Origin of the sequence: Streptomyces sp. NPDC002619 (assembly GCF_042889305.1) — a bacterium.
In the GTDB taxonomy this organism is placed as follows: domain Bacteria; phylum Actinomycetota; class Actinomycetes; order Streptomycetales; family Streptomycetaceae; genus Streptomyces.
On record NZ_JBIAQV010000011.1, the window covers coordinates 100931 to 122975 of the forward strand.

The following is a 22045-nucleotide window of genomic DNA, read 5'->3' on the forward strand; positions in this document are numbered from 1 at the left end:
CTCAGGCGGCCCGGCGTGTGCGGCTGCGGTGTGTGCGGACGATGTCCGCGTACCGGTGGCCGCTGCCCTTGATCGTGCGGACCTGGGTGTCGTAGTCCACGTGGACCAGGCCGAAGCGCTTGTCGTAGCCGTACGCCCACTCGAAGTTGTCCAGGAGGGACCAGGCGAAGTAGCCGGCCAGCGGAGCGCCCTTGCGGGCCGCCGAGGCCACGGCGGCCAGGTGGTCGACCAGGTACTCCTGGCGCTCGGGGTCGTCGATGGTGCCGTCGGGACGTACGACGTCCGGGTAGGACGAGCCGTTCTCGGTGACGTACAGCTTGCGGGCGCCGTACTCGTTCGTGAGGCGCAGCAGCAGGGTCTCGATGCCGCTCGCGTCGATCTCCCAGTCCATGCCCGTGCGCGGGACGTCGGGGCGGCGGACCGAACGGACGAACGGCGCGGGGCCGTTGGGGTCGGCCTCTACGTACGCCGGGAAGTAGTAGTTCAGGCCCAGCCAGTCCAGCGGCGCGGCGATAGTTTCCAAATCGCCCGAACGCTCCGGGAGCTCTACGCCGTACACCTCGCGCATGTCCGCCGGGAAGCCTCGGCCGTGCACCGGGTCCAGCCACCAGCGGTTGACGTGGCCGTCGTGGCGTACGGCAGCGGCCTCGTCCTCGGGGCGGTCCGTGGCGGCGTACACCGTCGAGAGGTTGTTGACGATGCCGATGCGGGCTTCGGGGGCGGCCGCGCGGATCGCCTGGACCGCCAGGCCGTGGCCCAGCAGGAGGTGGTACGACGTGCGCACCGCGGCCGTCAGGTCCGTGAAGCCCGGGGCCATCTTGCCCTCGAGGTGGCCGATCCAGGCCGAGCAGGACGGCTCGTTGAGCGTGGCCCAGTGCGAGACGCGGTCACCCAGGCGCTCCGCCACGACCGAGGCGTACGCGGCGAAGTGCTCGGCGGTTTCGCGCTCGGGCCAGCCGCCTCGGTCCTGGAGTGCCTGGGGCAGGTCCCAGTGGTAGAGGGTGACGGTGGGGGTGATGCCTGCTTCCAGCAGGCCGTCGACCAACTCATCGTAGAAGGCCAGGCCCTTGGGGTTCACCTCGCCATCGCCGCCGGGCAGCACACGCGGCCAGGCAATCGACAACCGATAGGCGTTCGTGCCCAGTTGGCGCATCAGGCCGATGTCCTCGCGCCAGCGGTGGTAGTGGTCGCAGGCGACGTCGCCGTTGTCGTCGTTGTCGATCTTCCCGGGGGTGTGCGAGAAGGTGTCCCAGATCGACGGGGCACGGCCGTCCTCGTTGACGGCTCCCTCGATCTGGTAGGCCGCTGTGGCCGTGCCCCACAGGAAGTCGTGCGGGAGTGCGGCGAGGTCGATGCGGTCGGACACGGAAGTCCTTTCGGAATGGGGGGCGTTGCTGGCCGGGAGGAAGGTCACTTGACGGCTCCCGCCGTCAGCCCGGCGACCAGATAGCGCTGCAGGAGGAGGAAGCCGGCGACCACGGGCACGCTGACGACCAGCGAGGCGGCCATGATCTGGTTCCAGTAGACGTCGTTGAGGGTCGAGTAGCCCTGGAGGCCGACGGCCAGCGTGCGCGTGGTGTCGTTGGTCATCACCGACGCGAAGAGCACCTCGCCCCACGCCGTCATGAAGGCGTAGACGGCCACCGCGACGATGCCGGGGATCGCGGCCGGGACCACGACCCGGAACAGCGCGCCCAGCGGGCCGCAGCCGTCCACCAGCGCCGCCTCGTCCAGGTCCCGCGGCACCGAGTCGAAGTACCCGATCAGCATCCAGATCGAGAACGGGAGCGAGAAGGTGAGGTACGTCAGGATCAGGCCGCCGCGCGAGCCGAACAGCGCGATGCCGGTGGCGTTGCCGATGTTGACGTAGAGCAGGAACAGGGGCAGAAGGAAGAGGATGCCCGGGAACATCTGCGTCGACAGGACGGTGACCGTGAAGACGCGCTTGCCGCGGAAGTTGTAGCGGCTCACCGCGTACGCGGCGAACACCGCGATCACGACCGAGCAGATCGTCGCCGCGCCCGCCACGATCAGCGAGTTCATGAAGTACTTCGCCAGCGGGACCGTGGACCAGATGTCGATGTACGGCCGAATCGTGAGGCCGCTGGGCAGCCAGCGGAACTTGCCCGTGACGTCCGCCAGCGGCTTCAGCGAGCTGGAGATCATGACGTAGACGGGTATCAGGACAAAGCCCGTGAGCAGGGTGAGGAAGATCCGCCGGGACCAGAGGAAGGAGCGCGGCGGGGCCATCGGGGAGGCCGGGGAGCTAGACATCGGCGGTCCTCCGTCCGCGCGAGGTGAGCAGCAGGTACGCGCCCGTCACCACGAGCAGGAAGAGCAGCAGCAGGACGGACATCGCGGAGCCGGTGCCGAAGTTCCAGGTGACGAAGGAGGCCTGGTAGATGTGGACCGAGATGAGGTCCGCGGCCTCGGGCGCCGACTTGCCGAACAGGACGTACGGCGTGTTGAAGTCGTTGAACGTCCACAGGAACAGCACCAGGATCAGCACCTGGTTGACGGGGCGGAGGGACGGGAGTGTGATGCGGCGGATCTGCTGCAGCATCCCGGCGCCGTCCAACGCGGCCGCCTCGTACAGTTCCTTGGGGATGTTCTGCAGGCCGGCCATCACGATGAGGAAGGCGAACGGCCAGCCCTTCCACACCGATACGACGAGCAGCGCGTAGAAGCTGTTGTCGCCGATGAGCCAGAAGGACGGCTTGTCGGTGAGGTGCAGCTGGTCGTGCAGGACGTGGTTCACCAGGCCGTTGTCGTGCTGGAACATGAACACCCAGGTGATGACGGCCGCGTAGACGGGCAGCGCGTACGGCACCAGGAACAGCGCGCGCAGGAAGCCGCGGCCGCGGAAGGTGTCCTGCATGTAGATCGCGGCCGTGGTGCCGATCAGCCAGCACAGGGCGACCGACAGCAGGGTGAAGCCGACAGTGACGAAGAAGGAGTGCAGCAGCGCTTGGCCGACGGGGGCGTCGAAGTCCACCGACACCTTGTAGTTGTCGATGCCGGACCAGGGAGCGTTACTCCAGTCGCGGATGTAGAACTGGGTGAGCTCCTTGAAGCTCATGACGATGCCGATGACCATCGGCACCAGGTGGACCAGGAGTTCGAGCAGCAGGGCAGGCAGGAGCAGCAGGTACGGCAGTCCGATGCGGCGGATCCGCCCGGTGCGGCGGCGGGGTTCGCGCGCCGCACCGGGGGAGGTCTTGCGCACCGGCTCCTTGAGCGCGGTGGTTCCGTTCATCGTGCTCACGCCGCCGGCATCTGCTGCTGGGCCTTCTCCAGCTTGGCCTTGACCGAGTCGGTGGTCACCGCCCGTCCGGCGGCGACGTCGGCGAACAGGTCCTTGACCGCCGTACCGACCGCCGTCTCGAACTGCGACTCGGCCGCCACCTGCGGCAGCGCGGCGGCGCTGGTGGCCAGGGTGCTCTTCAGGACGGCGTTCGACGGGGAGTTGAAGGCGGCGTCCTCCTGCGCGGCCTTGACCGGCGGGATGGAGGTGTAGGCCTTGTTGAGGATCTTCTGCTCGTCGTCGCTGGTCATGAACTTCACGAACTGCGTGGCGCCGTCGAGGTTCTTGCTGTTCTTGAAGACGGCGATGTTGATGCCGGCGACCATGGAGTTGACCTGGGCGCCGGTGCCGGGGGCGCCGGACTGGACCGGGACGGGGGCGATGCCGTACTTGTCCTCGCTCATGCCCTGGGACTTGAGGTTGGCCGCGGCCGACTGCCACAGCAGGATCGCCTGCTTGCCCTTGGCGAAGTCGCTCACGGACTGGTTCTGCGCGTACTCGGCGTCGCCGATCGGGATGACCTTGTCCTTGGCCATCAGGTCGACGTACTGCTTGACGGCGGCGACCACGTTGTCGTTGGTGAAGTCGGGCTTGCCGTCGGCGGTGAAGAAGTCGGCGCCGTGCTGCTTGGCGAAGACGAAGACGTGGTGGATGTTCTCCGACAGGTTCGAGCCCTCGGCGCCGAGGACGGTCTTGCCCTTGGCCTTGATCTTCTTGCCGTCGGCGATCAGCTCGTCCCAGGTCGCCGGGGGCTTGCTGATGCCGGCGTCGGCGAAGATCTCCTTGTTGTAGTAGAGCGCGTACGCCATCGAGTACAGCGGTACGGCGGCCGGGTCCTTGCCCTCGGCGCCGGTGGAGCCGAGCGCCGAGTCGACGAAGCGGTCCTTGCCGCCGATCTTGCCGAAGTTCTTGGCGTCCCACGGCTGCAGCGCGCCGGTGGCCTGCAGCGAGGCGCTCCAGGTGTTGCCGATGTTCAGGACGTCGGGGCCCTGGCCGGAGGTGGTCGCGGTGAGGATCCGGTTGAGCAGGTCCGACCAGGGGACGACCTCCAGCTTCACCTTGATGCCCGTCTGCTTCTCGAACTTGTCGAGTTCGGGCTGGAGGACCTGCTTGTCGACGGCGATGCTCGCGCCCTGGTTGGAGGCCCAGTAGGTCAGCGTCTTCGGCGAGTCGTTAGACCCGTCGCCGCTGGACGAACCGCCTCCGCAGGCCGTGAGGGCAAGGGCGAAAGACATGGTGACGGCGCCTACGGCCGCGGCTCGGATGCTGCGCATGGCTCCTGGTGTCCCTTTCCGGGAGTCGAGACCCGAGGGCGGGTTCCGGTCGGCGACACCCCGTTCCACCACCGAAGGCCCTCATGGCTTAATTTAGGACGTGAGTTAAACCCTGAGAGAAACGCTCGTCAAGGGATCCGGCACAGGTATCTGACCGGACGAGGCACGGCACGAGGAGGCCAGGTGGTGGTGCGGGGTGGTCGTACGGTGCGTGACCTGCGACGGGAGAGCCGCGCGGCCGTTCTGCAACGGTTGTATTTCGACGGCCCAATGAGCCGTCACGCACTGGGTCCGGCGACCGGGCTGAGTTCGGGTTCCATCAGCAATGTGGTGGCGGAACTGCTCGCCGACGGGCTACTGGAGGAGGCGGGCAGCGTCGGCTCGGACAGCGGCCGGCCGCGCACCCTGCTGCGGGTGGTGCCCGGCAGCGGACACATGATCGGCGTCGACGTCGGCGAGACAGGGGTGCGCGTCGAGCTGTTCGACCTGACGCTCGCCGAGCAGGCCCGCGCGGAGCGGACGTTGACGTCGAGCCGGTACGACGTCGACGTGGTCGTCGGCCATGTCCAGGACGGCGTCGCCGAGGTCCTACGGACGGCCGGGGTGGCGGCGGACGAACTGCTCGGCGTGGGGATCGGGGTGCCGGGGATCGTCGAACGGGGCGGTGGCGAGGGCGCGGTGGTGCACGGCCAGACGATGGGCTGGGACGCGGTGCCGTTGGAGCGGCTGCTGCGCCGCACCGGCCAACTCCCGCCGCACGTACCGTACTTCATCGACAACGGCGCCAAGACCCTGGGCCAGGCGGAGATGTGGTTCGGCGCGGGGCGCGGCGCGCGCAACGCCGTGGTGGTGCTGTTCGGTTCGGGGGTCGGCGCGTGTGTGGTCACCGAGGAGGTGGAACAGGGGCGGGCGGTCGAGTGGGGGCATCTGACGGTACGGGTCAGGGGGCGCCGGTGCCGGTGCGGAGCGCTGGGCTGTCTGGAGGCGTACGCGGGCGCGGAGGCGTTGCTGGCGCGGTGGCGGGAGGCGGGCGGGCGGCCGTCGGCAGAGGCGGACGAGGAGACGGCGCTGACTCAGTTGCTCGCGGCGGCACGTCCCGGGGACGGCGGGGAGCCGGACCCGGTGGCCTCGGCGGTCCTCGCGGAGACGGCGGAGTTCCTGGGCGCGGGCCTGTCGGACCTGGTCAACCTCTTCCAGCCGGAGCGGGTCCTGGTGGGCGGCTGGGCAGGGCTCCAGCTGGGGGCGGCGTTCCTGGAGGAGGTGCGCGGCCACGCCCTCGCCCATGCGCTGACGTACCCAGCGGGCCGTGTGGGCATCGAGATGGGCCATCTCGGCCCGGACGCGGTGACGGTCGGCGCGGCGATCCTCCCGCTGTCCGACTTCTTCACGCGGGGCGGACACCGCATGTCTCCGGATCCGGACCCGGTTCCGTCACCGGCTTGGCGTACGGCGTTGGGCGGGAGGCTGGTCTAAGAGTCATCACGTAATGCTGGTGTGATGGCCGTCCGGTTTCCGTGCGGGGACGCGCGTTTGGGTGGTGCGTGTTCCGCGTGGGCGGTCGCTCCGACGTGGGCCTTGTGCCGCTCGGTTGCGGGTCGGGTCTCATTCGGGGTGGGCCGGTACCGGTTGGTGGTGTTCGCCGAGCAGAGGCCCTGGGACCGGAGATCTCGGGCTTATGGGCTGCCGCGTGGGTGCGGCCCCGTGCGGGGCGGGCACCGCGCTGCGGTTGACTCGACAGGGCTTCTTGCAGCCCTTGTTCAAACAGGATCTGTGTGTGGCGGGCCTGGACAGTGTCCACGCGCGCCGTGCTGGGGTCGTCCGGGTCGCCGACGCGGACGTGTGCCGTGACGGCGGCGGAGACCATGTCGCGGTCTGCGACCAGCCCGCAGTCGGGGCAGGCGTGGATCCGGTCGGAGAGGGTTTTAGGGACCCTCTGGCCGCACAGGCAGGTCTGGGAGAGCTTGGTGGTGAAGGTGGAGGCGCGGAGCATCCGGCCGCCGGTCTTCTCGCATTCCCGGGCTATGGCGGTGATGAGCCGCCCTGGGGTGGTGGCTTGCAGGGCTTTACCCCACAGCCGGTACCAGGCGCGGATGTCGCAGTCCTCCACCACGAGGTTGGCGCCGTGGCCGACGACGATCCGCTCGGCGATGTGCCTGGCGCGGTGGTCTTTCGCCGCCGCCGCGGTCGCTGCGGCTTCAGCGAGGCGGGCCCGGTTGAAGCGGTAGCCGGCCGACAGGGCGTCCCGCCGGTATGCCTGCTTGGGCACTTTGGCCTTGTTTGCTGCCCGGGCACCCCCGGGCACTTCGACTGCCCGCACAGGCAGGCCGGCGGCCTGCCGACGCTCGGCCCGGGCCAGTTGCCGCTTCGACGGCCGGTACTGGACCGGGTTCGATGCCCTGCGGGAGCGGTCGAGGGCCCGCTTGCGGCCGCGTTCCTTGCGGCGGGCCTTCTCCAGGGCGGCATGCTCGTCGTCGGTCAGCTCGACCCGGGACGATGTGACAGACCCGGCAGCCGGGTCGAACGTGGCCGGGAAAGATACAACGGAGAGGTTGGAGACGTTGCCGTCGATGCCACCGACCCGCTCGAGCCCGGCGGCCGCCTTGCGGCGGGCGCGGGTGGCGGGGGATGCGTAGCCTGCGGTGAGGACCGTGAGGTGGGCTTCGTACGCCCAGCCACCAGGTGCGCCGGCGTCGCGACGGCGTACGAGGTCGATCTTGTGCCAGGTATCGGGGTTGTTCAGGAAGTGCAGCAGCCGCGGCCATCGGCCCGAACCCGAGGGAAGCCGCACGGGCAGGACCAGGTCTGCGCGCGTGCCGGCGGCGCCGCCGGTGACGACGACGGCCAGGGGGCCGGTGTGGTCCCACCACGTGGCGGCCCGGGTCTTGGGCGCGCCCTTCGCCGTCCGTTCTCCTGTGTCAATACGCCCCGAAGGGCGTGCCGGCACGGCCATGCGACGCGGCTGCTCGAGAACCCGCTTACCCGCAGGCAGTGCCCCGGCCTGCTCGGGGGTGGCCACCGCGTCGTCGAGGTTGCGGTGCCGGTAGGCGTCCAGATGCCCTGTGAGGGTGCCGTGCAACCGGAACGTCTCCCACTTCCGGGCGACGGTGTGGGAGCGGGCGCGGCCGGGAATGCGCGTGTAGTCCCACCACCGGCCGACCCTCGGCCGCCCGAAACGGCGGCCGGACGCGTCCAGGAACAGGTGCCGGCTCACCGACGTCTCGAAGACCTCGTCGGCTTGATGCATCACCAACGCTTTGGTTACGTGGTGCGCGAGGTGCCGGGAAGCTTCCATGTGCCGATACGCGCGACGCTCCATCCCCTCCCGGGACAGGCCCAACTCGAGGCGCCACGCTTTCGCGTCCGCCTCACGGCGCACGTCACCAGCCCAGAACGCATCCACCGCGGCCCGGGCATCACGCTGCAACGCCCGCTTGATGGACCACATCGCCGAGTACAGCTGCTCAACCCGGCGCCGGGTGGCGGCATCGTGGACGTCCAACGGCAGCCGGATCACCGCGAGCTCGGCGTCTTTCCCGCGCGTCCAGCGTGTGCCTTTGTTCTTCCCCCGGAACCGGCGCACTGGAGCGTCGTCGGAGGCGGGCACGGTTTCCAGCAGCTCGGCACTCACCGACAGCCCACCCCCTTTTTTCCTCTCGACAACGGCGACGTGTCCGCACCACGAGTGATCCGGCAAACAATGCCAAAGCTACGTGCCGCCACTGACAATGCCCGGCCACCACCGGCACTGCGGCCCTACGCCGAATCCCTCACCATCAATACCGGATCGAAGACCACCGACGTCGGTTCCGTCCGCGCGCCCTGGATGTGTTTGTCGAGCAGGCGGGACATCTCGGCGGCCATGTCCTCCACCGGCCCGCGGACGGTGGTGAGTTGGGGGCGGCAGGTGACCGCGACGCTGGAGTCGTCGAAGCCGACGACCGCGACCTCGCGGGGCGCAGCACCCGTCAGGCCCCCCAGGGTGCCGCCCACACCTCTTGACGCGCCACCCGCAGTTCGCACCACGAATCACACTCTTTCGTGGTGCGAACTGCCATCAGGGTGGCCGCACGCCGCTGCCCCTACCTGACCCGCACCTCTCCCGGGGCCGGCGCGTAGCCGGTGGGCCGGGTGGTGAAGGTGCCGCGGCCCTGGGTGCGGCTGCGCAACCGGGTTGCGTAGCCGAACAGTTCGGCCAGTGGCACGGTGGCGGTGAGTACCGCCGCGCCGCCGCGCGTCTCGGAGCCCGTGACCCGGCCGCGTCGGGCAGCGAGGTCGCCGAGCACCCCACCGACGGCGTCCTCGGGCACGGTGACCGTGACCTCGGCGACCGGTTCCAGCAGGACCATGGTGCAGGCGCGCAGGGCGGCGCGGAGCGCGAGTCGTCCGGCCGTCCGGAACGCCGTGTCGGACGAGTCCTTCACGTGCGTCGCCCCGTCGGTCAGGGTGACCCGCAGCCCGGTCACCGGGTGCCCGCCGAGCGGCCCCTCGGCGAGGGCGTCCCGGCAGCCGGCCTCGACCGCGCGCACGTACTCCCGCGGCACCCCGCCGCCGACGACGGCCGAGCTGAACTCGAAGCCCTTGGCGCCGACTTCGGCGGCCGACGGCTCCACGTCGAGCACGACATGGGCGAACTGCCCGGCCCCGCCGTCCTGTTTGACGTGCCGGTAGACCAGCCCGGACACACCCCGGACGACGGTCTCCCGGTAAGCCACCCCGGGACAGCCGACAGTGACCTCCAGACCGGTGTCCTGGTGGAGCTTCTCCACCGCGACGTCGAGGTGGAGTTCGCCCATGCCGGACAGCACGGTCTGGCCCGTCTCGGCGTCGGTCCGCACCACCAGCGACGGATCCTCCTCGGCGAGCCGGGCCAGCGCGGCGGCCAGTCGGCCGGTGTCGGTGCTCGCGCGTGCCTCGACCGCCACCGACACCACCGGGTCGGCGACCGCCGGCGGTTCCAGGACCAGCGGGGCGTCCGGGGTACACAAAGTCGAGCCTGCGCGGGTGGACTTGAGGCCGGCCACGGCGACGATGTCCCCGGCGACCGCGCGCTCCAGTCGTTCGTGCCGGTCCGCCATGACGCGCAGGATCCGCGCGACCCGCTCGGTACGGCGTGTGCCCGGGTCCCACACGGTGTCTCCTTTCTCGATCGTTCCGGAGTAGACGCGCAGATACGTCAGCCGCCCGGTGGCGGTTGCGTTCACCTTGAACGCCAGCGCCGCGAACGGGGCTTCGGGGTCGGCGGCCCGCCGCTCCTCGACGCCGTCGTGCATGCCGCGTACGGCGGGCACGTCGAGCGGTGAGGGCAGATAGGTGACAACGGCGTCCAGCAGCGGCTCGACGCCGCGGTTGCGGTACGCCGAGCCGCACAGCACCACCACACCGTCGCCGGTACGGGTCAGCTCGCGCAGCGCGGCGGTGAGGGTCGGCGTGGACAGGGCGGAGTGCGCGCAGAACTCCTCCAGCGCGGCCGCGTTCAGCTCGGCCACCGCCTCCTCCAGCAGTCGGCGGCGCCGCTCGGCCTCCTCGCTCAGCGCCTCCGGCACCGGCCCCTCCTCGGCCGTACTGTCACCGTCGGCCCAGACCAGGGACCGCATCCCCACCAGGTCGACCACGCCCGTGAACCCGTCCTCCGTGCCGATCGGCACCTGCACGACGAGTGGCGCCGGGTGCAGTCGCCGCCGTATCGACTCGACGGCTGCGTCGAGGTCGGCGCCCGCGCGGTCCATTTTGTTGACGAACGCGATTCGCGGGACGCCGTAACGGTCCGCCTGCCGCCATACCGACTCGCTCTGCGGCTCGACTCCGGCGACGGCGTCGAACACCGCGATCGCGCCGTCGAGCACACGCAGCGAGCGCTCGACCTCGTCGGCGAAGTCGACGTGGCCCGGGGTGTCGATCAGGTTGATGCGGTGACCGTCCCAGGCGCAGCTGACGGCCGCGGCGAAGATGGTGATGCCACGGTCGCGCTCCTGTGGGTCGAAGTCGGTGACGGTGGTGCCGTCGTGGACCTCGCCGCGCCGGTGTGTGGTCCCGGTCGCGTAGAGGATCCGCTCGGTGACGGTGGTCTTGCCGGCGTCGACGTGGGCCAGGATGCCCAGGTTGCGTACGGCGGCGAGTGCGGTGGTGCGGTGGCGGAGAGGTTCGGTGCGCACGGCCCGATGCCTTTCGAGGAGTGGTTCAGAAAGGGACGGCGCGATGCGGTGCCGTGACGCGGTGGAGGACCTTCAACTTTCGGACATACGTGAGCTGTTGAAAGCGTCAGGGATGCGTCACGGAGTCCGGTGCCGGCCGCGCTGCGGGCACCGGGCGCGCGGGGACACGAGGATCACCTCGTAGCGGGCGCGGGGAACGACGACAGCGGTGCGGTCACGCACGGCCTGCTCCCCTCACTCGTCCACTTTTCAAGGCGGCGCGCCGTCGGTTCGATGGCGGCACGCGATGTGTGGCGAGTGTAGGGAGGGTGGCGTGTCCGGGTCACCCGATTTTCGACGGTCCCGGCATTCGTATTGCCCTACGGCTGGGCCGACTTGAGAGTCGCGAGAAATGGAGCGCCCCGCGCCGGAGGGCCGTTGACACGCTCCGAAACGGTTACCTCTATTCCGGAGATCCCGTTCGGTCCCTTTTCTCCGCTCTCTTCCCTGAATTCACATAGAAGGCCACTCAGGCGGCGATCCGGGCGGTTGCGGATCAGGGTGTGCCGGTCGGCCATGTTGCCCGACATTTTCCGGACATTCATCCGGCGGGCGACGTCAACTCCGGGCGGTGGCGGTGCGCCTTCACCGGCGTCTCGGCCAGGAACGGATGTGAAGCTCTCGTGAAGTCGGGCTCCTGGCCTGGAAACCAGGACTCGTAAACGACGGAACGGACATCGTGGAGATCGCCGGTGGCGGTACAAGAAATGGCCGGTGAGCGACCTACTCCTTTGGAAACGGGCTTAATCTGTTCCGCGAGCATCCTTTAAGCGGCGGCGAGCGAATGGATTGGACTCGATTGGACACCCAGAAGACACGGAAGACGACGTTCGCCAAGCTGCGCCGAAGCACGCTGGTCCCGGCTCCCGTCCTCATCCTGATCGCGGGAACCCTCTTGTCCCGCGTCGGCGACTCGCTCGCCTCCATCGGTCTGGTGCTGGACGCGGCGGACGACAACATCCGCTGGGGTGTGACCGAGGTGTTCCTGGCCGACCTCGTGCCCACGGTGATCGCCGCGCCGGTCATCGGGTCCCTCGTGGACCGGGTCAGCGCCCGGTCCGTGTGCCTGTGGGCCCTGGTCGTCCAGGCGTTGTCGCTGGGCGGCGCCGCCGCCGTCGAGGGGTTCCATCTGCGGGTGGCACTGATCGCCGTGTCGGGGCTGGCCGGAGTGGCGTCCGTGGCAGCCGGTTTCAAGATTCTTCCCGCTGTCGCGGGCGAGGAGCACACGGGCCGGGCCAACAGCCTGCTCACCGCCGGGCTTTCGGTGGCGGGGCTGCTGGGGCCGGCACTGGCGGGCTTCCTGCACTCCGTGTGGGACACCGCCGTCCTGCTCGGCGTCGACGGCGCCTCGTTCCTCGTCCTCGCCTGGTGCACCGCGATCGCCGTCCCGCGTTCCATGGACGTGGCGATCGGTCGCCGCCCGGCCTCGAAGCTGTCGGACGGCTATCGGGCGCTGCGGGACGCGCCGGTCGTGGGCGCGCTGATGCCGGCGCTGGCCGCGGCGATGCTTGCCACCAGCATCGAAGTCGTCGCGGGCGTCTACTACTTGCGTGACGTGGCCTCCGGCAACGACACCGTCTTCGGCCTGTTCCTGGCCACTTGGGCGCTCGGCTCCGTCCCCGGGGCGCTGCTCGCGGGCCGTCCGGGCTGGGCGAACCGGCACACGGCGCTGATCCTGGGCGGGGTGCTGGGCATCTCCCTCGGGCTGCTCCTCGCCGGGCTGATCCCCGTGGCCGCCGTGATCTTCCCGCTGTTCCTGCTGGGCGGCTTCGGCAACGGCGCGTGCAACGTGGGCCTGCGCAACGCGGTGCACTCGAACGTGCCCGCCGAGGTGCACGGCAGTGCCTGGGCCTGCTTCCAGGCGCTGTCCCGCTCCTGCATCGGCCTCGGCTATCTGCTGGGCACCCCCAACAGTCTGGTCTCCAGCCGCGGTCAGGTGATCATCTCCGGCGCGATACCGCTGGTGTTCTCGCTGTGGGCGATGCTCTTCACGATCCGCCGGAAACAGTCCCCGATCGGCGAGGCGACGAGTTGACCGGGAGAAGGACATGGGGGTGCCCGCCGTCTCACCGGAGACGGCAGGCACCCCCCTTCGGGCTGACCCCGATCCCCCGCGACCGAGCGACCCGCGAGACCATCGCCCTCCGGCCGGAGTCGTAAGCACGGCGACAGCGCCCCGGTGAACACCGGGAACAGGGACCGCCGCCTCCCGGGAGGCGGCGGTCTTCTCGCATCGGCGTGCACTCCGCCCCTACGCCCCCGCTCTGCCCTCGGACAGGGAGAACTGACGGTCCGCTACGGGCGCGCGGAGGCGGACTTGCGCGGCTCGGCCGCCCGCTTACGGGCCCGGTAGGCCGCCGCCTTCATCCTGTTGCCGCAGGTCTCCATGGCACACCACTCCCGCCGGGATCCGTGTGAGCGGTCGATGTAGATCTGCGTGCACTCCGGCCTGCCGCACTCCTTGAGCAGCGTGCCCTCCGGGCCGCTGAGAATGTGGATGACCTCTCGGGCGAGCGAGGAGAGCGCCTGCCGCGGCGTGGCCTCGACGCGCCGCCCGGCCGGGGTGAGCTGCGGGATCGCGGACGGTTCGCGTGCCGTGAGGTTGACCAGGGCGATCGCGTCGGCGTCGTGGTCCTTGCCGGCCAGGCTGCCGGAGACCAGCGTGTAGACCGCCTCCCGGAAGGCCACGGCCTCCGTCACGTCGGACGGCTCGCAGTGCGTCTCACCGTCCACGAGTCCGGACTCACGGAACCAGGCGTCCAGGCTCTCCGGCGTCGTGAGCATCTCGCGCGGCTCGTCGTTGCGCCGCGCGCGCAGCGTCCCCACGAAGTCGAGCGCAGGGGTGCCACAGGGGAATGCGTGCATCATGTCACCATTCTGACAGGTGACGAAGATGCAGGCAAGAAGCGCGGGGCGTCCTCATCCGGGAACAGCGTACCGACGGCCCGCCCCACGCTGGCCGTCGGCAGTCGGTCAGGCGGCCTTGAGCTGCGCGGCTATCCGCACGACGCGCTCGGCCTGGACCCGGGCGGCGGCACGAGTGGTGTCGTCGACGGGGTTGCTGAGCTGGCCGTCCACATGCGAGGTGCCGTACGGGTTGCCGTCCACGAACTTCGCCGGGTCGGTGAAGCCGGGCGACACGACGATGCCGCCGAAGTGATGGACCGAGTTGTAGAGCGCGAGCAGAGTGGACTCCTGGCCGGCGTGCGCGGTCGACGTGGAGACGAAGCCGCTGTAGACCTTGTCCGCCAGCTTGCCCTGGGCCCACAGGCCGCCCAGCGTGTCGATGAACTGCTTCAGCTGAGAGGAGACGTTGCCGAAGCGGGTCGGGGTACCGAAGATCACGGCGTCGGCCCACTCGACGTCGGCGGGTGTGGCCTCGGGGACCTCCGCGGTGGCGGCGTGGTTGGCGGCCCACGCCGGGGTGGAGTCGATCGCGGCCTGCGGGGCGAGTTCGGCGGTTTTCAGCAGCCGGACCTCGGCACCGGCCTTCACGGCCGAGTCGCGCAGCGCTCCGGCAACCTCGGTGATGGTGCCGGTCGAGGAGTAGTAGACGATTGCGAGCTTTACGGGGGTGGACACAGGGTCTCCGGTTCGTTGTGCGGGTTTGTGGAGGTACTGGGGAGCAGATGGCCGTGGACCGGTTTTCGCGTACTAGACGACCGGTCGCCTATCTCCGAATATAAAACTAGACGACCGGTCGAGTATATGTCAAAGTCGCTCCGGTCACATCGACCGCGACTTACTGGCCTGCGCTCACGCCGCCGTCGACGTGGAGGATCTCGCCGGTGACGAAGGGTGCGTTCTCGAGGTAGATCACCGCGTCGACGATGTCGCTGATCTCACCGAGGCGGTTGACCGGATGCAGCGCCGCCAGGGCCTCGTGGGACTCCTCCGGGTGCATGGGGGTCTTGATGGTCCCCAGGGACACGGCGTTGCTGCGGATGCCGCGGGTTGCGTACTCGATGGCCAGGGCCTTGGTGGCGGACTGCAGGCCCCCCTTGGTCAGCGAGGCGAGCACCGAGGTGACGCGGGAGTCCGCCCGGTCGGCCAGGACACTGGTGATCTGCACGACGTGTCCGCCGCCCTGCTCGAGCATCCGCTCGATCGCGAGCTGGGTGATCCGGAAGAACCCGTCCACGTTGACGCCGAGCACGCGCCTGTAGTCGTCCTCGGTGTAGTCGGTGAAGGGCTTGGCGACGAAGACGCCGGCGTTGTTCACCAGGGTGTCGACGCGGCCGAACCGCTCGACGGCCGAGGCGATGACCCGTTCGGCGGTTGCGCGGTCGGCGATGTCGCCCTGGACGGTGAGGACCTCGGGGTCCTGCGACTCGGCGATAGTGCGCGAGGTGGCGACCACGGCGTAGCCGAGCTTGCGGTAGGCGGCGACCAGTCCGGCGCCGATGCCCTGGGAGGCCCCGGTGATGACCGCGACCTTCGGACCGTGAGTGCTCATGATGACCTTCTTCGTTGGATGGAGTGGCGTCGTACTAGACGACCGGTCGCCTAATATAATCGACAAGTCCAAAGACTACCAAAGCAGATAAAACGGGCGGAGTAGCGATGCCGGTCAGATCGTGGCGCTGTTCCGACCCGGATCATTGGGGTGCGACTGCACGGCCGTCACCGCAGCGGCCATCCAGGGCCACAGGGGCAGCGTGCCGAGCACCTTCTCGTACAGCTCCGACTCGTCGGCGGCGCGCCACAGCCCGATGCTGCGCAGCTCGCCCACCGGGCGCCACAGCCTGACCAGACGGCCGACGGCGGCCAACTCCTTGGCCCGTACGGCCTCGGCGGCACGACGGCGATCGACCTCGGCGGGGTCGGCGCCCTCCGGGACGGTGGTGGTGAGCTCGACCAGAAACTCCTTCATGGCTTCTCCGTTCTCCGCGTCTCTCGCGGTTTCAGTGCTCGGCGGACACCCGGGAGACGTGGTACTGACGAATCCGCCAGTCGCCGCCCTCGCGCAGCAGCACCAGCGACAGGTGCACGGGCGCCTCCCAGCCGTCCGGGTCATGGAATGTGACGTCGGCGAAACCGCCCGTCACGTCCTCGCCGATCCGGTACTCCTGGACGGTCCCGACACGGGCGGCACGGTGGGTCGGGACGGCCTCGTAGTAGTCGCGCACGGCTTCCCGACCGGAGAGCGTCTCGGGCCCGAACCCCTGGAAGAGCGCGTCGGGGGTGAACAGCCCGGCCATGGCGTCCGTCCGGTGGCCGTCGAAGGCGGCCTTCCAGCGGTCCAGCACCTCACGCATGGGGGTGTCCGACGGGTCGTTGATCATGATGATGAGCCTTCCTGTGGGATGTCGACCACTCTAGCCGACCGGTCTAGTAAAACAGTAGCCGAGCGGTCGTATACTTGCTGTCATGGGCCGGACCAGTGATGCCAAAGAGAAGATCATCAGCGCCGCGGAGTCACTCATCGAGCTCCGGGGCTACTCGGCCCTGGGCGTGGCCGAGATCTGCAAGGCGGCCGGCGTGCCCAAGGGCAGCTTCTACCACTTCTTCGAGTCCAAGGAAGCGCTGGCACTGACGGTCATCGACGAACACTGGGCGGCCCAGCGCCGCGAGTGGACCCGGATTCTGAAGAGCGACGCGGAGCCGCTGGAGCGACTGCGGCAACTGTTCGAGGCGACGGAGGCCACCCAGACGGCGGGGCAGCAGAGCTGCGGCACGGTATCGGGCTGCATGTTCGGCAACCTCACCCTGGAGATGAGCAACCAGACCGAGGCCATCCGCGAGCGGCTGCAGCAGATTTTCGAGGCTCAGGTCGACATGGTCACCGAGCTCATCACGGAGGCCGCCGGGCGGGGCGAGGTGACCGTCACGGATCCCCGCGAAGCCGCGCGGTCGATAGTCGCGCAACTCGAGGGCCAGGTGCTTTTCGCCAAGCTCTACAACAACACGTCCCTGATCGGCACCCTGTGGACCAGCGCCCTGTCGCTGCTGGGGATCCCTGCAGCGCAGGCAACAGCCGACGCGTGATTCCGGCCCCGACGAGTACATTCATCACCGGCTCAACTGGTGACCAACTCCACACCGCTCGCCACTGCCTTGACGGGTGACGTACGACGCTCCAGAATCATCACCAGTCAAGAAGGTGACGAACAGGCATCATGCAGGAGCGACGCCGATGCGCCTTCCGGAACGCTGACAACAACGACGTACACCGGCGGCGAGGAGAATGGACACCAGCAGACGGCTCCCGGTCCGGCCGGTCCCACGGGGACGGCCCGACCGGACGACAGAACCGACACGGAGGACTGAGATGGCAGAACAGACACAACGGGCCGTTCTGGCGGGCGGATGCTTCTGGGGCATGCAGGACCTGGTCCGCAGGCAGCCGGGGGTCACGGCGACCCGGGTCGGCTACACCGGGGGTGACGTGCCGAACGCGACGTACCGCAACCACGGCACGCACGCCGAGGCGATCGAGATCCTGTACGACCCCGAGCGGACCGACTACCGCGCGCTCCTGGAGTTCTTCTTCCAGATTCACGACCCGACGACGAAGAACCGCCAGGGCAACGACATAGGCCTCAGCTACCGCTCGGCGATCTACTACGCGGACGACGAGCAGAAGCGGGTCGCCGAGGACACCATCGCGGATGTGGACGCCTCAGGCCTGTGGCCCGGCAAGGTCGTCACCGAGGTCGAGCCGGTCGGCCCCTTCTGGGAGGCCGAGCCCGAGCACCAGGACTACCTGGAGCGTTACCCCGACGGCTACACCTGCCACTTCCCGCGCCCCAACTGGCGCCTGCCCGCCCGCGCCAAGGACTGACGGCCGGCACGCGGTGCGACGGCGGCCACGGCCGCCGCGCCCGCTGCTGACCTGGGCCGGGGGCGGCGGCCGTGGCCAACTCGAATCGGATCATCGCGCAGTCGGAAAGTTCCTGGCCAGCTCCGCTCGGGAGGCCTCGTCGAGCTTCACAGCGGCGGCGTCGAGATTCTCGGTCAGATGCGCGCGCGTGCGGGTTCCGGGGATGAGAAGGACATTCGGCGCGAGGTCCAGGAGCCAGGCGAGTGCGATCTGCGCAGGGGTCGCTTGCATCCTTGCCCCCAGCGCGGCGAGCACAGGGCTTGTCAGGATCTGGTTCTGGACACCCCGCGGCCACCCGAGGGGACAGAAAGGAACGAACGCGATTCCTCGGTCGGTGCACTCCTCAAGCACGTCCAGAGAGCTTTGATCCGCGAGGTTGAAGAGGTTCTGGACGCAGACGATCTCGGTCTGGTCGACCGCTCGCAGCAGTTGTTCCCTCGAGATGTTGCTGAGGCCGATGCCGTCGATCAAGCCCTCCTCGCGGGCCCGGATGAGGGCTGCCAGCTGGAGGTCGAACCGCTTGCCCGGAGCGGACGGGGCCATCAGGCGCAGATTCACCGCTGCCAGGCGGCTGATGCCGAGGGTGGCAAGGTTGTCTTCGATGCCCTGGCGAAGCTGGTGCGGTTCATCGAACGGCAGGACCGCGCCTACGGCGTCGCGGCGGGCGGCCACCTTGCTCACGATCGCCAAGTCGGCCGGGTACGGGTACAGCGCTTCGCGGATGAGCTCGTTCACGATGCCCGGGCCGTAGTACTGAGCGGTGTCGATGTGGTTGACCCCGTTCTCGACGGCGGCGCGCAACACGCGCAGCGCTTCGTCTCGGTCTCGTGGCGGCCCGAAGACGTTGTCGCCTGCCAGTTGCATCGCGCCGTATCCGACCCGGCGTACTCGCCAGGAGCCGAGAGTGAACGACCCTGCGGGTTCGATGGCTTGGGTGTGGTCCGACATGGTGCCTCCTGTGGTCGGACTCGGTTCGTTCATGTGTGCTCGTCCTGGCGGGCCCGCCCGGATCCGTAAATGTGGGCCCGGATCCGGGCGCGGCCACAGCGTCCAGGGCGATGCGGGATCGGTCGTTGATCGCCCTGCCTGCGGGTCAGTCGTGAACCTGCGATCCGTAGCCGAGGTCGAGGCGTATGGATTCGAGGATGATGAACGCGTTGCTGGCGGTGAAGACGTCGGCAGCGGCGAGGACACCGGTGTACTTCTTGATAACGGGGTCTGCCGCGTAGTTGGCGACTGCGTCCAGGTAGGTCTTGACTCCGGCCCAGGCGTTGTTGCCGTACTTGGTGAAGTAGGGGGTCGGGTCGACTGTGTTCATCGCGATCTTGACGTTGTCGACGATGTCGGTGACGTACTGCTGGTAGACGACCATGTCTTCGCGGGTGCCGAGTCGGCCCATGTGGCCACCGACGTAGTGCTTCCACGGGTAGGCGAGAGCCTTGGCCGGCGCGGCGATGGAGCCGGGTATGTCCTCGTTCAGGTTGAAGTCGTAGAACGGCACCCACCCCGGCAGGTTGACGTCGACGAGCATCAGTGTGTCGTGCTCGGGGAGGTGGATGTAGATGTTGTCGGGGGTGTGGTTGGTGCCCTGGTAGGCCAGTTCGATGCGCTCGCCGCCGATGTACAGGGTCTTGCGATTGGTGAAAGTGACATCCGGCGCCGGGCGGGCCGGGTCGTTGTCGCGCAGCAGCAGTCGGCGCGTCTCGGCGTGACCGATCCGCTCCACGTGGCGGCCGAACAGGGAAGAAGCCCCGAGGTGGTCGGCGTGGTGGTGCGAGTACACGATGTGGGTGACCTTGTTGGACACGCCGTTGGCGCCCGCGATCTCGTCGATGGCGCGCTGCAGGTTGTGCCCGATGGTCGGGGGCGCGTCGAACAGTACGACGCCTTCCTGCGTGGTCAGGAACGCCGCCTGGTAGGTGCCGTCGGTCACCCAGTACAGATTGCGCTCGATCCGTCCGACGTAGTAGCCCTGGGCGTTGACTGCGGGGCCGAGCGCCGAGGGCGGGATCGGGGCGTAGTCCGGCAGGTCGGTGGCGTCGGCCGAGGCCGGCTGGGCGAGAGCGCCACCGGCCAGTGTTGCGATCGCCGGGATGGCCGCGACCTTCGCCGAACGCGTGAGGAATGAACGGCGGTTCGCTGCCGAATCGGGTGACATGGTCTCAACTGCCTTTCGTTACGGTTTGATCGGGTCGTGCGGGAAGGCGGCCCGGGTCCCGGGGCTGTCGAGCGGCTGCGGTGCGACCGCGTGCACCTGGATGCTCTGGGGCCGCAGCTCGAGTACGAGGATCAGGTGGCTCGGCGCCGCCTTGCTCAGGCTGTGGACCGCCATGTCGCCGGACGGCTGGGCCCTCGGGCGGGCGGAGACGTGCCGGCGCAGGGGGGTTCACTCCCTCGCACCCCATCACTTTAACACTCAAGTCATCACGGCGCGCAAGGCTGCTGTCGGTGGCGCGCCTCTGGAGGCCGCGTGCATGTGTGCCGGGTGCGGCCGCCGCCGCGGAATCCCGGGACGAGGCACTTACGACGTGCGTCGACCGGGTGCGCTCAGCGTACGGGCGAGTCGATGCGCTGCAGGATGCGCTCGGCATCCTGACCGAGTCGGCGCAGGCGCTCACCGGACAGGTTGTCCACCACGAGGTGGCGGACGCAAGCCACGTGACCGGGCGCGGCCGATTCCAACTTCCTCATCCCGTCGGGGAGGAGGATGGCATTGGTGAAGCGTCCGTCGCTCGGATCCGGTTCGCGCCGGATGTAGCCACGACTTTCCAGTCGTTTCGCCAGGTGCGACAGCCGGGACAGCGACGAACTGACGTGCTCGGCCAACGCACTCATGCGCAAGGTCCACTCGGGGGCCTCGGCCAGCATTGCCATGGTCATGTATTCGGCCATGCTCAGCTCTGCGTCGCGCTGCAGCTGAGCGTCGAGCGCCCAGGGAAGCCGGGTGATCAGGCGTACCACCGACATCCATGACGCCAGTTCGGCCGGCGTAAGCCACAAGTCGGCGTGCTCCTCCGCCTGCTGTGACCTGTCGGGGATGGTCATTTCGAGAGCGTACCAGCCTCGCTGCCGCGGACGGGGGTGGGCAGTGCCGCCGTGCTCACCCCCGCCCGAATCATTTGAACCTTCATGTGATCTGTCGTGGAAACGTCAAAGACGCTTCTGCGGTTTCCTCGGGTCGACTCGGCCGTGGTGCCGATCGGTTCAGCTGTCCGCTGTCGTCGTGGTCCCTGTGGTGCCGGTCGACTCCGAGGACGGGGACTTCGGTGTCTGCCGCACGGCGCGCAGTGCGAGGGAGAGTTCGCTGATGCCGCGGGGATCGGCAAGGGAGCGGCCGGTGCGCTCGGCGATACGGCGTAGCCGCAGGCGCACTGTGTTGGGGTGAACGTACAGACACTTGGCGGCCTCCTCGGCGGATCCGCCGCTCCTGAACCAGACGTCCAGCGTGTCCAGCAGCAATTCGCGTTCGCCGACCGGCAGGGCCTCGATCGGACCGAGGACGTTGGTGGCGACGCGGGCCATGACGTCGGGTGCGCCGGCTGCCGCGACCGCGACCGGTGACTCGTCGAAGACGGTCACAGCGCCGCTCTCCGCGTCACCGCCGCGCATGGCGACCTTGGCGAAGCGCAGGGCGTCCCCCGTGAGGCACAGGTCGTCATAGGAGGGACTGACCCCCACCCGCTGCTCCGCGTGCTGCCGCAACACCTCGGCGAGGTCATCCAGGTCCTGCGGGGTACGCAGGTACACAATGCCGAGCTGGATGTCGGGGCGCAGCCGCCAGGCGGACCGGATGCCGCGCCGACTCAGGAGGGTCGCAACCTCCGGCAGGGCCTGCCGACCGATGTGCGGTACCTCTGCGGCGACCACGGTGAACGGACCTTTGCGCGGCATGCCCAGGACCTCCGCCGCGGACCACACGGCGTCGGCGTCCATGCTCCTGCCCTCCAGCAGCGCCTCCACCAGCGCCGAACGCTCATGCTCATGGGCGAGGAGCCGCTCGGCCACCGCGTCGTGGTATCCGGAGACCATGGCCTCGGTGATGCCGTCCTGGAGCACCCACATGGCCGAGGCCGCCGCGACCAGCATGTCGCTCCCCACCAGGGGGTTTGTGGTGGCTTCGGCGACCACTGTCTCCCAGAAGTACTTCACGCCGATGCGGTAGGCCGTCATCACGGCGGGAAGCGGCACATTCTGCAGGGCGCGTCGGCGGCCGATGCGGGCCGCGGCCTCGGTGTCCACAGGCACTTGTCCGGTCAGTGCCCGGAGTGCGTTGCCGAGGTGGGTCCGGCAAGTCTCCTCCAGCTCCTCCGCGGGCACCACGTCGTAGTGGTAGTCCCGCGAGCCGGCGCGGATCCGCGCCGCCATCTCCTTCGCCAGCTCCCCGACGCGTTCGAGGAGCACGGTCGCCAGGGCGTTGACCTCCTTGTCGACCAATGTCTTCTCCGGCTCGCCG

Annotated in this window: 20 protein-coding genes and 1 pseudogene; 4 read left to right on the top strand and 17 right to left on the bottom strand. The window is 69.0% G+C overall.

The annotated features are described in order from the left end of the window. Position 1: 1 nt before the first annotated feature. The 4 genes from ACFYXB_RS19735 to ACFYXB_RS19750 are packed head-to-tail and all read right to left on the bottom strand — an operon-like array spanning position 2 to position 4578. Positions 2-1366, bottom strand: a complete 1365-nt coding sequence (locus tag ACFYXB_RS19735; protein WP_389583879.1) for a GH1 family beta-glucosidase — start codon at positions 1364-1366, stop codon at positions 2-4. A 44-nt stretch (positions 1367-1410) separates the two neighbouring features. Beyond that, positions 1411-2250 carry a carbohydrate ABC transporter permease gene (locus ACFYXB_RS19740; RefSeq protein WP_351346833.1) on the bottom strand — a complete coding sequence of 280 codons (840 nt, stop codon included), beginning with the start codon at positions 2248-2250 and terminating at the stop codon, positions 1411-1413. Between the two features lie 16 nt (positions 2251-2266). Beyond that, the gene (locus ACFYXB_RS19745) at positions 2267-3256 is read right to left on the bottom strand and encodes a carbohydrate ABC transporter permease (RefSeq protein WP_389584136.1); all 990 of its coding nucleotides are present in this window, start codon (positions 3254-3256) and stop codon (positions 2267-2269) included. A 5-nt stretch (positions 3257-3261) separates the two neighbouring features. Further along, entirely contained in the window at positions 3262-4578 is a 1317-nt protein-coding gene (locus tag ACFYXB_RS19750) for an ABC transporter substrate-binding protein (RefSeq protein ID WP_389583881.1), read from the bottom strand. 183 nt (positions 4579-4761) lie between these two features. Here ACFYXB_RS19750 and ACFYXB_RS19755 point away from each other — a divergent pair, with 183 nt between their 5' ends. Then, a complete protein-coding gene (locus ACFYXB_RS19755) occupies positions 4762-6051 on the top strand; it encodes an ROK family protein (protein WP_389583884.1) in 1290 nt (429 codons plus the stop codon). Here the strand turns inward: ACFYXB_RS19755 and ACFYXB_RS19760 are convergent. The 3 genes and pseudogenes from ACFYXB_RS19760 to fusA all read right to left on the bottom strand — a co-directional run bounded on the left by ACFYXB_RS19760 (position 5963) and on the right by fusA (position 10730). After that, entirely contained in the window at positions 5963-8206 is a 2244-nt protein-coding gene (locus ACFYXB_RS19760; protein ID WP_389583887.1) for a zinc ribbon domain-containing protein, read from the bottom strand. The genes ACFYXB_RS19755 and ACFYXB_RS19760 overlap by 89 nt on opposite strands. 125 nt (positions 8207-8331) lie before the next feature. Then, positions 8332-8532, bottom strand: a pseudogene (locus ACFYXB_RS19765) (substrate-binding domain-containing protein); the annotation flags it as partial. A gap of 125 nt (positions 8533-8657) precedes the next feature. Continuing rightward, positions 8658-10730, bottom strand: a complete 2073-nt coding sequence (fusA, locus tag ACFYXB_RS19770) for an elongation factor G (RefSeq protein WP_389583890.1) — start codon at positions 10728-10730, stop codon at positions 8658-8660. An 838-nt stretch (positions 10731-11568) separates the two neighbouring features. Between fusA and ACFYXB_RS19775 the strand changes: the two genes are divergently transcribed. Beyond that, the gene (locus tag ACFYXB_RS19775; protein ID WP_389583893.1) at positions 11569-12804 is read left to right on the top strand and encodes an MFS transporter; all 1236 of its coding nucleotides are present in this window, start codon (positions 11569-11571) and stop codon (positions 12802-12804) included. Positions 12805-13064: 260 nt separating this feature from the next. Here the strand turns inward: ACFYXB_RS19775 and ACFYXB_RS19780 are convergent, their stop codons facing one another. The 5 genes from ACFYXB_RS19780 to ACFYXB_RS19800 form a co-directional block, all read right to left on the bottom strand. Further along, positions 13065-13634 (bottom strand): CGNR zinc finger domain-containing protein, encoded by a 570-nt coding sequence (locus ACFYXB_RS19780; protein WP_389584139.1) that lies wholly within the window; start codon positions 13632-13634, stop codon positions 13065-13067. A gap of 108 nt (positions 13635-13742) precedes the next feature. Beyond that, the gene (wrbA, locus tag ACFYXB_RS19785) at positions 13743-14351 is read right to left on the bottom strand and encodes an NAD(P)H:quinone oxidoreductase (protein WP_389583896.1); all 609 of its coding nucleotides are present in this window, start codon (positions 14349-14351) and stop codon (positions 13743-13745) included. 160 nt (positions 14352-14511) lie between these two features. After that, positions 14512-15225, bottom strand: a complete 714-nt coding sequence (locus ACFYXB_RS19790) for an SDR family NAD(P)-dependent oxidoreductase (RefSeq protein ID WP_389583899.1) — start codon at positions 15223-15225, stop codon at positions 14512-14514. A 114-nt stretch (positions 15226-15339) separates the two neighbouring features. Beyond that, on the bottom strand, positions 15340-15642 hold the full coding sequence (locus tag ACFYXB_RS19795) for a muconolactone Delta-isomerase family protein (protein ID WP_389583901.1): 303 nt from the start codon (positions 15640-15642) through the stop codon (positions 15340-15342). Positions 15643-15673: 31 nt separating this feature from the next. Beyond that, positions 15674-16054 carry an SgcJ/EcaC family oxidoreductase gene (locus ACFYXB_RS19800; protein ID WP_389583904.1) on the bottom strand — a complete coding sequence of 127 codons (381 nt, stop codon included), beginning with the start codon at positions 16052-16054 and terminating at the stop codon, positions 15674-15676. 85 nt (positions 16055-16139) lie between these two features. Between ACFYXB_RS19800 and ACFYXB_RS19805 the strand changes: the two genes are divergently transcribed. Next, positions 16140-16757, top strand: coding sequence for a TetR/AcrR family transcriptional regulator (locus ACFYXB_RS19805; protein WP_389583906.1), 618 nt, complete (start codon positions 16140-16142; stop codon positions 16755-16757). Positions 16758-17040: 283 nt separating this feature from the next. Beyond that, positions 17041-17553: a peptide-methionine (S)-S-oxide reductase MsrA gene (gene msrA / locus ACFYXB_RS19810; protein ID WP_389583908.1), complete on the top strand. Its 513-nt coding sequence runs from the start codon at positions 17041-17043 to the stop codon at positions 17551-17553. Positions 17554-17643: 90 nt separating this feature from the next. Here the strand turns inward: msrA and ACFYXB_RS19815 are convergent, their stop codons facing one another. The 5 genes from ACFYXB_RS19815 to ACFYXB_RS19835 all read right to left on the bottom strand — a co-directional run bounded on the left by ACFYXB_RS19815 (position 17644) and on the right by ACFYXB_RS19835 (position 22026). Continuing rightward, the gene (locus ACFYXB_RS19815) at positions 17644-18573 is read right to left on the bottom strand and encodes an oxidoreductase (RefSeq protein WP_389583911.1); all 930 of its coding nucleotides are present in this window, start codon (positions 18571-18573) and stop codon (positions 17644-17646) included. 112 nt (positions 18574-18685) lie between these two features. Next, positions 18686-19750 (bottom strand): MBL fold metallo-hydrolase, encoded by a 1065-nt coding sequence (locus ACFYXB_RS19820; RefSeq protein WP_389583914.1) that lies wholly within the window; start codon positions 19748-19750, stop codon positions 18686-18688. Between the two features lie 18 nt (positions 19751-19768). After that, positions 19769-19924: a hypothetical protein gene (locus tag ACFYXB_RS19825; RefSeq protein WP_389583917.1), complete on the bottom strand. Its 156-nt coding sequence runs from the start codon at positions 19922-19924 to the stop codon at positions 19769-19771. Positions 19925-20139: 215 nt separating this feature from the next. Further along, entirely contained in the window at positions 20140-20637 is a 498-nt protein-coding gene (locus tag ACFYXB_RS19830; RefSeq protein ID WP_389583920.1) for a MarR family winged helix-turn-helix transcriptional regulator, read from the bottom strand. Between the two features lie 159 nt (positions 20638-20796). Next, a complete protein-coding gene (locus ACFYXB_RS19835; protein WP_389583923.1) occupies positions 20797-22026 on the bottom strand; it encodes a PucR family transcriptional regulator in 1230 nt (409 codons plus the stop codon). Positions 22027-22045: the final 19 nt, after the last annotated feature.

What these genes read in the sequence shown, in the direction of transcription:
- ACFYXB_RS19815 (WP_389583911.1), bottom strand. Translation starts at nt 18,573, where the DNA reads ATGAACGAACCGAGTCCGACCACAGGAGGCACCATGTCGGACCACACC.
- ACFYXB_RS19795 (WP_389583901.1), bottom strand. Translation starts at nt 15,642, where the DNA reads ATGAAGGAGTTTCTGGTCGAGCTCACCACCACCGTCCCGGAGGGCGCC.
- ACFYXB_RS19790 (WP_389583899.1), bottom strand. Translation starts at nt 15,225, where the DNA reads ATGAGCACTCACGGTCCGAAGGTCGCGGTCATCACCGGGGCCTCCCAG.
- ACFYXB_RS19825 (WP_389583917.1), bottom strand. Translation starts at nt 19,924, where the DNA reads ATGGCGGTCCACAGCCTGAGCAAGGCGGCGCCGAGCCACCTGATCCTC.
- ACFYXB_RS19800 (WP_389583904.1), bottom strand. Translation starts at nt 16,054, where the DNA reads ATGATCAACGACCCGTCGGACACCCCCATGCGTGAGGTGCTGGACCGC.
- ACFYXB_RS19780 (WP_389584139.1), bottom strand. Translation starts at nt 13,634, where the DNA reads ATGCACGCATTCCCCTGTGGCACCCCTGCGCTCGACTTCGTGGGGACG.
- ACFYXB_RS19745 (WP_389584136.1), bottom strand. Translation starts at nt 3,256, where the DNA reads ATGAACGGAACCACCGCGCTCAAGGAGCCGGTGCGCAAGACCTCCCCC.
- msrA (WP_389583908.1), top strand. Translation starts at nt 17,041, where the DNA reads ATGGCAGAACAGACACAACGGGCCGTTCTGGCGGGCGGATGCTTCTGG.
- ACFYXB_RS19820 (WP_389583914.1), bottom strand. Translation starts at nt 19,750, where the DNA reads ATGTCACCCGATTCGGCAGCGAACCGCCGTTCATTCCTCACGCGTTCG.
- ACFYXB_RS19740 (WP_351346833.1), bottom strand. Translation starts at nt 2,250, where the DNA reads ATGGCCCCGCCGCGCTCCTTCCTCTGGTCCCGGCGGATCTTCCTCACC.
- ACFYXB_RS19830 (WP_389583920.1), bottom strand. Translation starts at nt 20,637, where the DNA reads ATGACCATCCCCGACAGGTCACAGCAGGCGGAGGAGCACGCCGACTTG.
- ACFYXB_RS19805 (WP_389583906.1), top strand. Translation starts at nt 16,140, where the DNA reads ATGGGCCGGACCAGTGATGCCAAAGAGAAGATCATCAGCGCCGCGGAG.
- ACFYXB_RS19750 (WP_389583881.1), bottom strand. Translation starts at nt 4,578, where the DNA reads ATGCGCAGCATCCGAGCCGCGGCCGTAGGCGCCGTCACCATGTCTTTC.